The 15082-nt window shown below is 44.0% G+C and carries 15 protein-coding genes; 6 read left to right on the top strand and 9 right to left on the bottom strand.

The window, feature by feature from the left end:
• Positions 1-8: 8 nt before the first annotated feature.
• Genes sdhA through sdhC form a run of 3 tightly spaced genes read right to left on the bottom strand, consistent with a single transcriptional unit; the run spans position 9 to position 2506 of the window.
• Positions 9-1775 carry a succinate dehydrogenase flavoprotein subunit gene (gene sdhA, locus R7Z50_RS18220; protein ID WP_005382172.1) on the bottom strand — a complete coding sequence of 589 codons (1767 nt, stop codon included), beginning with the start codon at positions 1773-1775 and terminating at the stop codon, positions 9-11.
• Complete coding sequence (gene sdhD, locus R7Z50_RS18225) at positions 1776-2120, bottom strand: succinate dehydrogenase, hydrophobic membrane anchor protein (RefSeq protein ID WP_005382169.1); 345 nt, start codon at positions 2118-2120, stop codon at positions 1776-1778.
• A complete protein-coding gene (gene sdhC / locus R7Z50_RS18230) occupies positions 2114-2506 on the bottom strand; it encodes a succinate dehydrogenase cytochrome b556 subunit (protein ID WP_017634811.1) in 393 nt (130 codons plus the stop codon). The genes sdhD and sdhC overlap by 7 nt, the downstream gene beginning before the upstream one ends.
• A gap of 396 nt (positions 2507-2902) precedes the next feature.
• On the opposite strand from sdhC, the gene R7Z50_RS18235 reads away from it, so the two are divergent.
• Positions 2903-4192 (top strand): citrate synthase, encoded by a 1290-nt coding sequence (locus R7Z50_RS18235; protein WP_005382163.1) that lies wholly within the window; start codon positions 2903-2905, stop codon positions 4190-4192.
• A gap of 92 nt (positions 4193-4284) precedes the next feature.
• On the opposite strand, the gene R7Z50_RS18240 is transcribed toward R7Z50_RS18235, so the two are convergent.
• Positions 4285-5043 (bottom strand): Nif3-like dinuclear metal center hexameric protein, encoded by a 759-nt coding sequence (locus R7Z50_RS18240; RefSeq protein WP_025766984.1) that lies wholly within the window; start codon positions 5041-5043, stop codon positions 4285-4287.
• A 232-nt stretch (positions 5044-5275) separates the two neighbouring features.
• On the opposite strand from R7Z50_RS18240, the gene R7Z50_RS18245 reads away from it, so the two are divergent.
• Entirely contained in the window at positions 5276-6049 is a 774-nt protein-coding gene (locus R7Z50_RS18245) for a DUF1853 family protein (RefSeq protein WP_213915115.1), read from the top strand.
• Positions 6050-6110: 61 nt separating this feature from the next.
• Here the strand turns inward: R7Z50_RS18245 and pgm are convergent, their stop codons facing one another.
• A complete protein-coding gene (gene pgm / locus R7Z50_RS18250) occupies positions 6111-7757 on the bottom strand; it encodes a phosphoglucomutase (alpha-D-glucose-1,6-bisphosphate-dependent) (RefSeq protein WP_065274259.1) in 1647 nt (548 codons plus the stop codon).
• Between the two features lie 93 nt (positions 7758-7850).
• Positions 7851-8393: a replication initiation negative regulator SeqA gene (gene seqA / locus R7Z50_RS18255; RefSeq protein ID WP_005382149.1), complete on the bottom strand. Its 543-nt coding sequence runs from the start codon at positions 8391-8393 to the stop codon at positions 7851-7853.
• A 92-nt stretch (positions 8394-8485) separates the two neighbouring features.
• Between seqA and R7Z50_RS18260 the strand changes: the two genes are divergently transcribed.
• The 3 genes from R7Z50_RS18260 to fldA all read left to right on the top strand — a co-directional run bounded on the left by R7Z50_RS18260 (position 8486) and on the right by fldA (position 10169).
• The gene (locus R7Z50_RS18260; RefSeq protein ID WP_017819953.1) at positions 8486-9253 is read left to right on the top strand and encodes an alpha/beta fold hydrolase; all 768 of its coding nucleotides are present in this window, start codon (positions 8486-8488) and stop codon (positions 9251-9253) included.
• A 112-nt stretch (positions 9254-9365) separates the two neighbouring features.
• Positions 9366-9587, top strand: a complete 222-nt coding sequence (locus R7Z50_RS18265) for a DUF2788 domain-containing protein (protein ID WP_005393038.1) — start codon at positions 9366-9368, stop codon at positions 9585-9587.
• Between the two features lie 48 nt (positions 9588-9635).
• Positions 9636-10169 carry a flavodoxin FldA gene (gene fldA, locus R7Z50_RS18270; RefSeq protein WP_005382146.1) on the top strand — a complete coding sequence of 178 codons (534 nt, stop codon included), beginning with the start codon at positions 9636-9638 and terminating at the stop codon, positions 10167-10169.
• Positions 10170-10221: 52 nt separating this feature from the next.
• Here fldA and R7Z50_RS18275 read toward each other — a convergent pair whose 3' ends face one another.
• Positions 10222-10725: a DUF4442 domain-containing protein gene (locus R7Z50_RS18275; RefSeq protein WP_005382144.1), complete on the bottom strand. Its 504-nt coding sequence runs from the start codon at positions 10723-10725 to the stop codon at positions 10222-10224.
• A 200-nt stretch (positions 10726-10925) separates the two neighbouring features.
• Between R7Z50_RS18275 and fcrX the strand changes: the two genes are divergently transcribed.
• Positions 10926-11375, top strand: a complete 450-nt coding sequence (gene fcrX, locus R7Z50_RS18280; protein ID WP_005382141.1) for a ferric iron uptake transcriptional regulator FcrX — start codon at positions 10926-10928, stop codon at positions 11373-11375.
• A 222-nt stretch (positions 11376-11597) separates the two neighbouring features.
• On the opposite strand, the gene glnS is transcribed toward fcrX, so the two are convergent.
• Entirely contained in the window at positions 11598-13268 is a 1671-nt protein-coding gene (gene glnS / locus R7Z50_RS18285) for a glutamine--tRNA ligase (protein WP_005382124.1), read from the bottom strand.
• A 276-nt stretch (positions 13269-13544) separates the two neighbouring features.
• Positions 13545-15038: an N-acetylglucosamine-specific PTS transporter subunit IIBC gene (gene nagE, locus R7Z50_RS18290; protein ID WP_005384985.1), complete on the bottom strand. Its 1494-nt coding sequence runs from the start codon at positions 15036-15038 to the stop codon at positions 13545-13547.
• Positions 15039-15082: the final 44 nt, after the last annotated feature.

A 15082-nucleotide genomic window follows, 5' to 3' on the forward strand; every position in this document is an offset into this window, starting at 1 on the left:
TCCTCCCTTTAGTATGTACGTACTTTCGGCGGGAAAGCTTCACGATGCGTTGGCGTCATGTTCACATCACGCTTAGTCATCGCTTCTGTTTCCGGATTGTAGATAGAGTGGCATAGCCAGTTCTCATCATCACGCTCAGGGAAATCGAAACGAGCATGTGCGCCACGACTCTCTGTACGGTAGTTTGCTGCAACGGCAGTTGAAAACGCGGTTTCCATCAGGTTATCAAGTTCTAGACACTCAATACGCTGCGTGTTGAACTCTGAAGACTTGTCCGCTAGATGCGCATCTTTCAAACGTTCGCGAATCACTTTCAACTCTTCTAGACCGGTTGCCATCGCATCGCCTTCACGGAATACCGAGAAGCTGTTTTGCATGCATGCTTGTAGGTCTTTACGAATCTGAACTGGATCTTCACCACCAGTGCTGTTTTCCCAACGCATAGTACGCGCTAGAGACGCTTCAATATCAGATTCTGTTGCAGGACGAGCTTCTGCTTGCGCTGCTAGCGTTTCGCCAAGGTGCAAGCCAGTAGCACGACCAAATACGACCAAGTCTAGTAATGAGTTGCCGCCCAGACGGTTAGCACCGTGTACCGATACAGAAGCAATCTCACCACATGCGTAAAGGCCTTGTACTTCCATCTCGCTACCGTCGGCCTTCTGCTTAATTGCTTGGCCAGAGACTTGAGTAGGTACACCACCCATCATGTAGTGACAAGTTGGAATTACTGGAATTGGCTCTTTCACTGGGTCAACGTGTGCAAATGTACGAGACAGTTCACAGATACCTGGTAGACGTGATTCAAGTACTTCTTTACCAAGGTGATCAAGTTTCAACTTGATATGTGGACCCCAAGGACCATCACAGCCGCGGCCTTCACGAATTTCAATCATCATTGAACGAGCAACCACGTCACGACCAGCAAGGTCTTTCGCGTTTGGTGCGTAGCGCTCCATGAAGCGTTCACCATCTTTATTTAGAAGGTAACCACCTTCACCACGACAACCTTCCGTCACTAGAACACCCGCGCCAGCAATACCTGTTGGGTGGAACTGCCACATTTCCATGTCTTGCATTGGAACGCCTGCGCGAAGTGCCATACCAACGCCATCACCCGTGTTGATGTGCGCGTTAGTGGTCGATGCGTAAATACGACCTGCTCCACCTGTAGCTAGAATGGTTGCTTTCGATTTGAAGTAACAGATTTCACCCGTTTCCATACAAATCGCAGTACAACCCATGATTGCGCCGTCTTGGTTTTTCACAAGATCCAAAGCGTACCACTCCGAGAAGATGGTTGTTTTGTGTTTTACGTTTTGCTGGTAAAGCGTGTGAAGAAGTGCGTGACCAGTACGGTCTGCAGCAGCGGCTGTACGAGCAGCCTGCTCACCACCAAACTCTTTAGATTGGCCACCGAATGGACGTTGGTATATGGTACCGTTATCAAAACGAGAGAATGGAAGACCCATTTTTTCAAGCTCGATAACTGACTCAGGACCATTTTTACACATGTATTCAATCGCGTTCTGGTCACCGATGTAGTCGGAACCTTTAACGGTATCGTACATGTGCCATTGCCAATCGTCTTTGTGCGAGTTACCCAGAGCAACGGTAATGCCGCCCTGTGCAGACACAGTATGAGAACGTGTTGGAAATACTTTTGACAACAAAGCACATGATAGGCCTTGCTCTGAAATTTGTAGTGCAGCGCGCATACCTGCACCACCAGCGCCGATTACTACGGCATCAAACTCACGAACTGGAATAGACACTTACGCACCCCACAGAATAAATAGACCAGAGAAGACATAGCCGAATAGCACGGCAATAACACCAAGTTGTAGTGCGCCACGTAGTTTCGCGCACTTAATGTAATCAGTTAATACCTGCCACAAACCAACCCATGCGTGAATCAGGATCGAGACAAGTGCCAACATGGTGAATACTTTAGTGAAGGTACCACCAAAGAATTGGGTCCAAGATGCGTAAGAGATATCTGAAAACGCACAGAAGCTAATCAGATAAATCGTGTATAGCGTCATAATGATTGCAGTTGCACGAATTAGTAGGAAATCGTGTACACCATTACGACCAAATGAAGATACGTGTTTTACCATACCAAGATCCCCGCCAATAATGATAATACTGCTGTTGCACCAAACGCGACTTTAGCGCTCATCGTGCCTGAATCTAGTTCTTCAAAGTGACCTAGATCCATCAATAAGTGACGGATACCACCTGCGATGTGGTAGGCAAGTGCAGTAAGAATTCCCCACAGGATGAATTTTACGAAGAAGCTATCGACGATGTCAGCGGCTTCCATAAAACCCATTGGGGATGACAGAGAAATGGATAGTAACCACAGTAATATACCCACCGCAACAAACGTAATTACCCCAGACACACGGTGTAGGATGGATGCGATTGCTGTGATAGGAAAGTGGATGGTCTGTAAATCTAAATTAACAGGTCTTGACTTTCTTTCTTTCACGGGCTTGCTCACTCAGCTCCATTGAGCATTTATTGTTATAACCAATTTCAGCTTCCAAACGTACAAAAGTTAACATCTATTTAACAAATATCGCGAGTAACCACTCAGATAATTGTAAACAATTTGTTAACAAACGGAATCCAGCAACAAACCTCACTCTTTGTTTCTAGCCCCGAATTTATAAGGATTTAACTAAAATTTTCTTTGCCAATATACGGCGAGCAACATTCTAATACAATTGGTGTAACAAATTATGCTACATAGAACAGATTTTTAACGATTTTCATGAGAAAAATCATAACAAGTGCACACAAAGATGGAGAAAAATTGACTTTAAGCTTTAACAACAGTACAAAAATGGCACATAAACATCCTGGACGGATTAAATAATAAACAAAGGAGATTGTTATGGCGGATAAGAAAGCGACCCTTCATGTTGAAGGTCAAGCGCCAATCGAACTGCCAATTATGGACGGTACGCTAGGTACACCTGTAATTGACGTTCGTAAGCTGGGAGCCAATGGTTACTTTACTTTTGACCCAGGTTTTCTTGCCACTGCATCTTGTGAATCATCAATCACGTACATCGATGGCGGCAAAGGTATTCTTTTGCACCGCGGTTTCCCGATTGATCAATTAGCCAATAACGCAGATTACTTAGAAGTATGTTACATCCTTCTTTATGGTGAAGCCCCTACCCGAGAACAATACGAGCAATTCAAAACGACCGTTACTCGTCACACAATGGTACACGAGCAAATCGCAAGCTTTTTCCATGGCTTCCGACGCGATGCTCACCCAATGGCGGTAATGTGTGGTGTAGTTGGAGCACTTGCAGCCTTCTATCACGACTCTCTTGACATTAACAACGACGAACACCGCGAAATTGCAGCGTACCGTCTGCTGTCAAAAATGCCAACACTGGCGGCGATGTGTTACAAATACTCTATCGGTCAGCCATTTATTTACCCTCGTAACGACCTTAGCTACGCTGAGAACTTCTTGCATATGATGTTCGCAAACCCTTGCGAAGAGTATGAAGTAAATCCTGTGGTTGCCCGTGCGATGGATAAGATTTTCACTCTACACGCGGATCACGAACAGAATGCGTCGACATCAACTGTACGCCTAGCTGGCTCTTCTGGTGCGAACCCATTTGCATGTATTGCCGCTGGTATTGCATCCCTTTGGGGACCCGCTCACGGTGGTGCAAACGAAGCCTGCTTGAGAATGCTAGAAGAGATTGGCAGCGTCGATAACATCCCTGAATATGTAGACCGCGCGAAAGACAAAGATGACCCATTCCGCTTAATGGGCTTTGGTCACCGCGTTTACAAGAACTACGACCCACGTGCGACAGTAATGCGCGAAACGTGTCATGAAGTTCTCAAAGAGCTAAACATTCAAGACCCTCTGCTAGACGTTGCAATGGAACTTGAGCGCATTGCACTTTCTGATGAGTACTTCGTGTCTAAGAAGCTGTACCCGAACGTAGACTTCTACTCAGGTATCATTCTTAAAGCGATTGGTATTCCAGTTTCTATGTTTACGGTTATCTTCGCGATTTCTCGTACCATCGGCTGGATTGCTCACTGGAACGAAATGCACAGCGATCCACTGAACCGCATCGGTCGTCCTCGTCAGCTATACACTGGCGAAACACAACGTGAGTTTTCTCCACTTCACGAACGTGAATGATCTTTTAGTACGAAGATAGACAAACAAAAGGGTTGAGATTTTCGTCTCAACCCTTTTTTCTTTTTTGCGTTTAACGTTATTAATGGAGAACGCTAAACCGGATTATCAATATCGATAAACTCCACATGTAGGCCATATTCATCCGCTAGCCATTTGCCTAAGGCCTGAACACCATAACGCTCAGTAGCATGATGACCTGCAGCAAAGTAATGAATGTCCATTTCACGAGCAGTATAAGTGGTGCGCTCTGAAATTTCTCCAGAGATAAATGCATCCAGCCCGTGCTGTACAGCAAGTTCAATGAAATCCTGCCCTCCACCAGTACACCAGCCGACTGTCTCAATCATCTTATCAGTATTCTCTGGAGCGATATGCAGAGGCTCTCTTTCAAGAACTTGGTTGATCTTACTCGCAAATTCAACACCAGACATCGGCTTTTTCAAGCGCCCAAACATAGCAACTGACTGAGGGTGCCCTTCAAGCCCACCTTCTACTTCGATTTCAAGTAAGCGAGCTAATTCAGCGTTGTTGCCTAGCTCTGGATGAATATCTAGAGGAAGGTGATAACCATATAAGTTGATATCATTTTTGATCAGGCTACGAATTCGTTTACCTTTCATGCCACGAATTGGCTCAGGCTCACCTTTCCAAAAATAGCCATGATGAACAAGCAATGCGTCTGCATTAAGCTCAATCGCTTTATCGATTAAGGCTTGAGAGGCGGTTACGCCAGTGATAATACGCTTTACGGCTGGCGTCCCTTCTACCTGTAACCCGTTTGGTGCGTAATCTTTAATTAACTGCGGTGACAGTTTGTCATTAAGAATCTGTTCTAGCTTTAAGTTATTCATTATTACTTCCAATTTCTAGCGCATGTAAACCTAAATAACCTCTCGATGAAATCAGACCGAGAGTGTGCAACCTAGTTGATACAACAACGTTTTGACATCTGGCACCTTGATATCATTTAGGTATTTAAAGTGTATCTCGAACCCTAATATCGATGCTAGCCACCCTACCCTCAAAAGCAAATTTAGTTACAATAACAAAGCTTGTCGCCTCACCATACATTTAGGGATACGGATGAACCAACTGCAACGCTTTTACCAATGGATCGCCACTTCACCTCCGCTTTTCAAGTTACGCCCTCCGTTTGCAACCTTAGAAGATGTCTCGGTCAAACCTTTGAATAGCTCAGAACAATACAATGGTAATCCGAGACTGGGTTTTTTATATCAGCACCTATGCACTGCGGCTCTTTCTAATTCAGAACGATATCAGATTATTGCCGAAGAAATTCAGTTAAACGACGCTGAAGGTAAGACCATTGGTGCTGTCGATTTGGTGTTGAGGAATACAGAATCAAATCAGATAGAACATTGGGAAGTGGCGATTAAGTTTTATCTTCTTTACAACGGCATTTGGTATGGCCCGAATGCTCACGACCAGTTACATGCGAAATTGGATAGAATGCTCACGCATCAACTGAAAATGAGCGATCGCCCGGAATTTCAAAAAATAATTCCTTTAAACGACTCTCCAGAAGAGCGCCTAATGATGCAAGGACGACTCTATATTAATCCGTTTACTCCAGAGCCAACTCCTAAGGAGTGCTTGGGTTATGAATTAAATCCAAGTCAGATTAGTGGTTACTGGTGCTATCAAAGTCAATGGGATTTAATTAGTAAACCCCTTTATCATTTACATAAACCATGCTGGGCGACCGGTACAGACGATTTCTCTCAACCTATTGAAAAGCCTTTAGATCGATTCATACACGCACAAACGGAAGACGGTCAATTCTGGTTTGTGGTACCAGATTCATGGCCCGGAGATAAAGCTGTTCGGGGCACTTAAACATGAAAGGGTTGATGTTTTCACATCAACCCTTTGCTAGATACATTGACCATTGGATGTTTTACAAACCAGCGGCTGCAAACACTTGATTAACGATCTCTTGTGCTTCTGCTTCGATTTGTTTTAGGTGCTCTTCACCTTTGAAGCTTTCACAGTAAATCTTGTAGATGTCCTCTGTGCCTGATGGACGAGCAGCGAACCAACCGTTAGCTGTCGTTACTTTAAGGCCACCAATCGCAGCACCATTGCCTGGTGCATGCGTTAGACGAGCAGTGATCTCATCACCTGCTAGAGTTTCAGCCGCAACCATTTCTGGTGACAACTTCTTCAATACGTCTTTTTGTGGGCCATTTGCTACAGCTTGAATACGGTTGTACTTCGACTCACCGTGCTTCGCCGCTAGCTCTTCATAGTAATCTTGTGGGTTCTTACCCGTTACCGCAGTGATCTCTGCTGCTAGAAGGCATAGCAAGATGCCATCTTTGTCTGTTGACCAAGGCGTGCCATCTTTACGAAGGAAAGACGCACCAGCACTTTCTTCGCCGCCGAAACCAAACTTACCAGTGTACAGACCGTCTACAAACCATTTGAAACCAACAGGCACTTCACATAGCTCACGACCTAGATCCGCAACAACACGGTCAATCAGCGCACTTGAAACTAGTGTTTTACCAACAGCGACATCTTTACCCCACGCGTCACGATGACGGTACAAGTAGTCAATACAAACGGCTAAGAAGTGGTTCGGGTTCATCAAACCTTTTGGCGTAACGATACCGTGACGGTCGTAGTCAGGATCGTTACCAAATGCTAAATCGTATTCGTCTTTCAGTGCCAATAGACCCGCCATTGCGTAAGGAGAAGAACAGTCCATACGCACAACGCCGTCTTTATCTAGCGACATGAATTGGAAAGAAGGATCGATCGATTCACTTACTAGCGTTAGGTCTAGGTTGTATGCCTGACCAATTTGACGCCAGTAATCGATACCGCTGCCACCCAATGGATCTACACCAATCTTCAGGTTCGCTTTTTGGATTGCTTCCATATCAATAACGTTCACCAGGTCATCGATGTATGGCTTCACCAAGTCCATCTCTACAAACAGATCCGATGCTTTTGCTTCTGCTAGTGGTAGGCGTTTAACACCTTGTAAACCTCCAGCAATCAATTCGTTCGCACGATCTTCGATAGCTTGAGTCAACTCAGCTTCTGCAGGACCACCATGTGTCGGATTGTATTTGATACCGCCGTCTTGTGGTGGGTTATGTGATGGGGTAATAACGATACCGTCTGCTTTTTCATCGTGTTTGATGTTGTAAGTCAGAATCGCGTGTGAAATACCCGGTGTTGGCGTGTAACCGTTGTCTTGTTGGACAATCACTTTCACACCGTTTGCAATCAGTACTTCAATCACACTTGAGAAAGCAGGCTCAGATAGCGCATGCGTGTCTTTACCCACAAACAACGGGCCAGTTGTGCCTTGCTCAGCACGAACTTCTGCTACCGCTTGAGCGATCGCTAAAATGTGGTTTTCGTTAAAAGTGTGCTTGTCTGCAGTACCGCGGTGGCCAGAAGTACCAAATTGAACTTTGTGTTCTGCGTTTGCCGCGTCTGGTTGAAGTAAGAAGTAGTTAGCAACGAGTGCTGGGATATTGTGAAGATCTTCCTGCTGCGCTTTTTGCCCAGCACGAGGGTGCATAGCCATGTTTGACATCCTTTCTTTCAATACAAATAAAAATTAAAAAAGCCTCATAATATCCGCTCACTGCGACGCATTATGAGGCTTCTATCAGGTTTCTTAGATTGAACCTGTTACTTTTTCTATTAAGTCAGGTTGGAACCCCATGTGTGCCATCACTTGTTCAACCATCTGTCTTTTACGACTTGTATTGTTATTCGTGATAACCCAAAACGGTGTGCCAGGAATGGCTTTTGGCTTGGTCGTATTACCGTTTGCTAGCAAGGTTTCTTCATTATCTGCAAAGTACACGCGTTTGCGTCCTTTTACATTCGTAGCCTGGGCGAAACCTTCTGGATTCAATTTATGTAAGGTCGATAATACTAACATAAAGCGATCAATCGCTTTTTTTAGACCGGCAAACTCATCAGAAATAAGCAGCGAACGCATTTCTTTCACTACATCAACAGATTCCGTTTTACCCGCATCTTTACTTACTACAATCCCTTGTGGCTTCTCTACTACAGGCGCGGCTTTAGCTTCCTGCAACTGACCATCAAGGTTTAAAAGGCGTCGCAAAATATCCGAGGCGCTTTCACCGATATGCTTAGTTTGACTAGCTATATAACGGTATAGATCCTCATCAACCTCAATTGTTTTCATTCGCTTTTCACATTCTCAATGTTTAAACTCTGGGGGATTATAACGAGATCCACGCGGATACTCCACGTTAAACCCATCACGAATAAGATAAAATGTCAGCATTACTCAACTATAAGCAGGAAGGCCAAGGCCAAACAGTTGTTTTGATTCACGGATTGTTTGGTAGTTTAAGTAATCTGGGTCTACTCGCCCGCGATCTTATTAAAGATCACACGGTGATCAGTATTGATCTGAGAAATCACGGCCTCTCTTTCCACTCCGAAGTCCATAACTATACCGATATGGCAAAAGATGTGGCTCAGCTCCTTCAGCACTTAAACGTTGAGCCATCTATTGTTATTGGTCACTCCATGGGCGGAAAAGTCGCGATGGCTCTTGTGGACATTGCTCCAAATGTAGTCAAGCAGTTAGTCGTTCTCGACATGGCGCCTGTAGCCTACACTACGAACCGTCACGATAATGTTTTTAACGGCTTACATGCTGTTATTAATGAAAAACCAGCAAATCGACAGCAAGCCATGGATATCCTAGCTCAACATATTGAACTCGATGGTGTAAGACAATTTCTCTCTAAATCACTGTACAAAAATGGCGATAAGATGGATTGGCGGTTTAACGTACCGAGCCTTTTTGAGAATTATGACCAAATTATTGGCTGGCAAGAAATCACACCAACAGATATCCCAACTTTATTTATCAAAGGCGGCGACTCTGACTACTTAATGCCAGAACATCAGCCGGCAGTGAAGCGACAATTTAACCATGCTAAAGCACACATTATCGCTGGCACTGGTCACTGGTTACACGCCGAGAAACCGACAGAAGTAATGAGAGTCATTCGAAAATACATTTCGAGTTAACAAATTCGAAAAGCAACACTAGATTATTGAAATAACCTTTCTTGTAGTGCATTAACTTTACCGTTTAACAGTGGTATAGTGCGCCCAAGATTTTTCGGCATGAAGGGCTAAAATGCTTTACGACTATATGGATATGCTCGAGTCTATTGGGCTCGATCTTCTTTTTGCTGCTATCTTTTTTTTCATCGGGATGGCGATAAAAGATGTGCTAAAGCAAGGCAATGTACCTGTTTTTGGTCGTCGTATTGTGTGGTTAGTCCTTTTCCTAGGCTGTGCTGGCTTTATTGCAAAAGGTGTAATTCAGCTAACTTGGGAAGGCTCAGGGTTAGGTTAAACCCTTAGTAGCATCGCCAATAACAAACAATGTAAAGGTATAGACTCTATGGCAAGTGTAGGTATCTTCTTCGGTAGCGACACAGGTAATACTGAAGCCGTTGCAAAGATGATTCAAAAGCAACTAGGTAAACATCTAGTTCACGTTCAAGACATCGCGAAAAGCAGCAAAGAAGACATTGATAACTTCGATCTTCTTCTTCTAGGTATCCCAACTTGGTACTACGGCGAAGCACAATGTGATTGGGATGACTTCTTCCCTGAGCTTGAGCAAATCGACTTCTCTACTAAGCTAGTGGCTATCTTTGGCTGTGGCGACCAAGAAGACTACGCAGAATACTTCTGTGACGCGATGGGCACAGTCCGTGATATCGTTGAATCTAAAGGCGGCACAATTCTTGGCCATACCTCGACAGAAGGCTACGAATTTGAAGCGTCTAAAGCACTTGTTGAAGGTGACGAAAGCCAATTCGTAGGTCTATGTATTGATGAAGACCGCCAACCAGAATTGACTGACGAGCGTGTTGAAAGCTGGGTTAAACAGATCTATGAAGAGATGTGTTTAGCTGAGCTAGAAGGCTAATCAAATTGAATGATACAAAGACCTCCACTTGGAGGTCTTTTTGTATGTATTGTCACACAGCATCGGTAAGTACTTCCTCTTCGCGATACTGAGGTTTCTTTCTTACATAAAGCTTGCGTTGAACCTCTGAAACCACATTCCCCTGTTTATCTTTTACATGAGTAATAAACTCAGGAAAACACTTTTCTCCATTCCGTGTCATTTGATAAATGTTTTCCAGCATCCCTTCAGTGACCTCAAATTCTGCAAACAAATCACTTTGCCCCGGCTTAATAAAGTTAATGCTTGCCTCTTTATCCCACACATAATATTCCTCTCGTAGAATCCCCATCAGCATCAACGAGTAAATAGGATCAGTTAAAGAGAAAATACTGCCGCCATATTGGGTGCGATTGGCATTTTTATTCCACCAGCGAAGCTTTAAACGTACCTTTACAGTACGGAAGTCTTGAGAAATATGTAAGATTTTAATACCCGCCCCCCAAAAAGGAGGCCAAATATTGAGTGCGAACTTTACAATTCCTGGTTTGTATATCTTCGCTAGTCGCCTATTCATCGCTATCCCTGCCCTCTCCAAGCTTAATGTTACACAATTGTAACTGGTCAGAGCTGTAATATAATGGACCTGTTTCTAATTTACAAAAAGATTCTATTAACCCTTTGAAGTTCGTGGTTTAATGTTCCGAACGCTTATCCTATAATGGTAGGAAGATTGAATTCTGTTAAATCGCTGCAGATGATCCAACGGGAAAGTATATGTCAGATAATAATCAGGCGCTGAAGGATGCGGGTTTAAAAGTAACCCTTCCGAGGCTAAAAATTCTAGAAGTACTTCAGCAGCCAGACTGCCAGCACATCAGTGCTGAAGATTTGTACAAAAAGTTGATTGATCTAGGTGAAGAAATTGGCCTAGCAACTGTTTACCGAGTTCTAAACCAGTTCGACGATGCTGGTATTGTAACTCGTCACCACTTTGAAGGTGGAAAGTCAGTCTTCGAATTATCGACTCAACATCACCACGACCACCTAGTGTGCCTAGACTGTGGTGAGGTAATTGAATTTTCTGACGATCTTATTGAAGAACGTCAAAAAGAGATTGCAGCTAAGTACAATGTCACACTAACAAACCACAGCTTATACTTGTACGGCAAGTGTAGCGATGGTGGTTGTAAAGACAATCCAGATGCACACAAACCGAAAAAATAAGGGTTTGTTAATTTAAAAAGTAAACGTCAGCACATGCTGGCGTTTTTTGTTTCTAGAAGTCAGTACCTTAGACGTCAGTACTTTGGTTACAGAACAAAAGCTACTAAACACCCATCTTTTTTCTCCACAGTTTTGCACATCTATATAGCACTCTGTGGGATTAGGTATAAAAAATGCCAGCGTTTGCTGGCATTTTTTCATCTTTCTCAGCATTAAGTGAGATTATTGATTCTCAATTTTTGCCCAGGTATCACGTAGACCAACCGTGCGGTTGAATACTAGATTATCTGCTGAAGAGTCTTTCGAGTCTGCACAGAAGTAACCCATACGTTCAAACTGGTAACCTTTTTCTGCTTCTGCAGAAGCTAGGCTAGGCTCGACGAAGCCATTGATCACAACTAATGATTCAGGATTGATAGTAGAAGCAAAATCTTCCGCTGCGCCTGGGTTTGGCACCGTAAATAAACGATCGTACAGACGAATTTCCGCTGGAAGAGCTTTATCAGCTGACACCCAATGAATAACGCCTTTCACTTTACGACCATCTGCTGGGTTTTTACCTAGCGTATCTGCATCGTAAGAACAGAAGATCGTTGTGATGTTGCCTTCGGCATCTTTTTCAACGCGCTCAGCTTTGATCACGTAAGCACCACGTAAACGAACTTCTTTACCTAGCACTAAACGCTTGTACTTTTTGTTCGCTTCTTCACGGAAGTCTTCACGCTCAATCCACAATTCACGCGTGAATGGCACTTCACGCACGCCCATTTCAGGTTTATTTGGGTGGTTGGCAACTGTCAAGTTTTCTACTGCGCCTGCTTCAAAGTTTTCGATAACAACTTTAACAGGATCCAGTACAGCCATTGCACGCGGAGCGTTCTCGTTTAGGTCATCACGAATACAAGATTCTAATGAACTAAACTCGATCATATTTTCTTGCTTCGTTACACCAATACGCTTACAAAACTCACGAATAGATGCAGGTGTGAAGCCACGACGACGCAGACCTGAGACAGTCGGCATACGTGGATCATCCCAACCATTAACCAGTTTTTCAGTAACTAGCTGGTTAAGCTTACGCTTAGACATCACTGTGTATTCAAGGTTTAAACGACTGAACTCGTATTGATGTGGACGGCTTTCGATCGTGATGTTGTCTAGAACCCAATCGTACAGACGACGGTTATCCATGAATTCAAGCGTACAAATAGAGTGCGTAATGCCTTCTAATGCATCAGAAATACAGTGCGTAAAGTCGTACATTGGGTAAATGCACCACTTATCACCAGTTTGGTGGTGCGTAGCAAAACGCACACGGTATAAAACTGGATCGCGCATGACCATGAATGAAGAACCCATGTCGATTTTAGCACGAAGACACGCTTTACCTTCTTCAAATTCACCAGCGCGCATTTTTTCAAACAACGCCAAGTTCTCTTCAACAGAACGGTCACGGTATGGACTTGGTTTACCTGGCGCCTTTAGTGTGCCGCGGTATTCACGAATTTGCTCTGGACTTAGCTCATCTACGTACGCTAAGCCTTTGTTAATCAATTCAATTGCATATTCGTAAAGCTTATCGAAGTAGTTTGATGAGTAACATACTTCACCACTCCACTCAAAGCCCAACCAGTTTACATCTTTCTTGATAGACTCAACGTATTCGATGTCTTCTTTTTCAGGGTTTGTATCGTCGAAACGCAGATTACATTGACCCTGGTAGTCCTGAGCAATACCGAAGTTCAAACAGATAGACTTAGCATGACCGATATGCAGGTAGCCATTTGGCTCCGGCGGGAATCGAGTATGCACGCTAGTGTGTTTACCATCCGCTAGATCTTTATCAATGATCTGGCGAATAAAGTTTGATGGACGAGCATCAGCTTCACTCATCTATAGCACCTCAAAAATATTAGTATTGTCAGAGAAAACGGAACCCTGTATCCAAGTATGGTTTCACAGAGTACATTGTTCCTAATGATCCACAATTCTAAGCAATTAGACAACAAGAACTCGCTCTAAAACGACAATATTTATCGAGTTGGCGTGAAAGCAAAGCAGATTCAAAGGGCCTAAACGAAAAAAGGCCTCCTGCGGAGGCCTTTTGCGATGTTGTAGTATCAATTGTTTGCAATACCAATAACAAACAATCACACCACTATTAAACAGTTAAGCTGGTAGCTGAACACCACTTAAGTCTTCATCTTTAGATACATTCTTCATCTCACCAGCAACAATCTCTGCTAGTGGACCAAGGATAACTTGTAGGTTGTTTGTACCTAGCTTCACAACTCCCATAGCTCCAAGATCTTTCAGAGTTTTCTCATTGATAACGCTCATATCTTTCACAGAAAGGCGCAAACGAGTAATACAGGCATCGATAGAACTTAGGTTGTCATGACCGCCAAGTGCTTTCAAGTACTGACGAGCAAGCTCTGAAGAATTGCTTGATCCAGCCACGTTAGATGAAGCTTCTTCATCATCTTCACGTCCCGGTGTTTTAAGGCCAAACTTAACAATCACGGTACGGAACACGAAGTAGTAAACCGCAAAGAAACCAAGACCTTGTACAATGAGCATGTACCAGTTTACCGCTAGCGGGTTACGAGTCGACAATACTAAGTCGACTAAACCAGCAGAGAAACCGAAACCTGCAATCCACTGCATTGATGCCGCGATATAAACTGATAGACCAGTCAGCGCTGCGTGAAGAACGTACAGTCCTGGAGCAAGGAACATGAATGCAAATTCAAGTGGTTCTGTTACACCTGTAAAGAATGAAGCAAACGCAGCTGCAATCATGATAGATGCCACTTTCTCTTTATTCTTTGATTTCGCAGTATGGTACATCGCTAGAGCAGCGCCTGGTAAACCAAACATCATGATTGGGAAGAAGCCCGCTTGGTACATCCCCGTAACACCTACCGTTGCCGTGCCTTCAGCTAATGATTTCGCACCGCCAAGGAAGTTTGGAATGTCATTAATACCAGCAACATCAAACCAGAACACTGAGTTTAGTGCATGGTGCAGACCAACAGGAATTAGAAGACGGTTGAAGAATGCGTAAACACCTGCACCTGCTTCACCCATACCTTGAATGCTTTCACCAAAACTTACCAGACCGCCGTAAACTGATGGCCAAACGTACATCAGGATGAACGCAATAACGATACCAGCAAAAGACGTTAGGATCGGTACAAGACGCTTGCCAGAGAAAAACGCCAGTGCTTTGTGCAGCTCTACGTGAGAAAAACGGTTGTACAACTCAGCAGAAACAATACCAACCAAGATACCGACGAACTGGTTATTGATTTTACCAAATGCAGCAGGTACTTCACTTGGGTCAATGCCTTGAATTTGTGATACTGCACCAGGGGCCAAAAGCGTTGTGACAACTAAGAAGCCCACGAAACCTGAAAGTGCAGCGGCGCCATCTTTGTCTTTAGACATTCCGTAAGCAACACCAACAGCGAACAATACTGACATATTGTCAATGATCGCTGCACCAGCTTTAATAAGAAATGCAGCAAGTGCACTGTTTGCGCCCCAGCCATTTGGGTCGATCCAGTAGCCAATACCCATGAGTATTGCTGCTGCAGGAAGTGTGGCAACCGGCACCATAAGCGCCTTACCCACCTTCTGGAAGTATCCGAGAATGTTCACCTTAAGTTCCCCCTATAGGATTAGATGTTATGTTGAATGACTTA

This window comes from Vibrio sp. 1249-1 (assembly GCF_033340495.1).

Excerpts from the sequence above, each read along its gene's own strand:
- sdhD (WP_005382169.1), bottom strand. The coding sequence starts at position 2,120 with ATGGTAAAACACGTATCTTCATTTGGTCGTAATGGTGTACACGATTTC.
- R7Z50_RS18235 (WP_005382163.1), top strand. The coding sequence starts at position 2,903 with ATGGCGGATAAGAAAGCGACCCTTCATGTTGAAGGTCAAGCGCCAATC.
- R7Z50_RS18240 (WP_025766984.1), bottom strand. The coding sequence starts at position 5,043 with ATGAATAACTTAAAGCTAGAACAGATTCTTAATGACAAACTGTCACCG.
- R7Z50_RS18245 (WP_213915115.1), top strand. The coding sequence starts at position 5,276 with ATGAACCAACTGCAACGCTTTTACCAATGGATCGCCACTTCACCTCCG.
- pgm (WP_065274259.1), bottom strand. The coding sequence starts at position 7,757 with ATGGCTATGCACCCTCGTGCTGGGCAAAAAGCGCAGCAGGAAGATCTT.
- seqA (WP_005382149.1), bottom strand. The coding sequence starts at position 8,393 with ATGAAAACAATTGAGGTTGATGAGGATCTATACCGTTATATAGCTAGT.
- R7Z50_RS18260 (WP_017819953.1), top strand. The coding sequence starts at position 8,486 with ATGTCAGCATTACTCAACTATAAGCAGGAAGGCCAAGGCCAAACAGTT.
- R7Z50_RS18265 (WP_005393038.1), top strand. The coding sequence starts at position 9,366 with ATGCTTTACGACTATATGGATATGCTCGAGTCTATTGGGCTCGATCTT.
- fldA (WP_005382146.1), top strand. The coding sequence starts at position 9,636 with ATGGCAAGTGTAGGTATCTTCTTCGGTAGCGACACAGGTAATACTGAA.
- R7Z50_RS18275 (WP_005382144.1), bottom strand. The coding sequence starts at position 10,725 with ATGAATAGGCGACTAGCGAAGATATACAAACCAGGAATTGTAAAGTTC.
- fcrX (WP_005382141.1), top strand. The coding sequence starts at position 10,926 with ATGTCAGATAATAATCAGGCGCTGAAGGATGCGGGTTTAAAAGTAACC.
- glnS (WP_005382124.1), bottom strand. The coding sequence starts at position 13,268 with ATGAGTGAAGCTGATGCTCGTCCATCAAACTTTATTCGCCAGATCATT.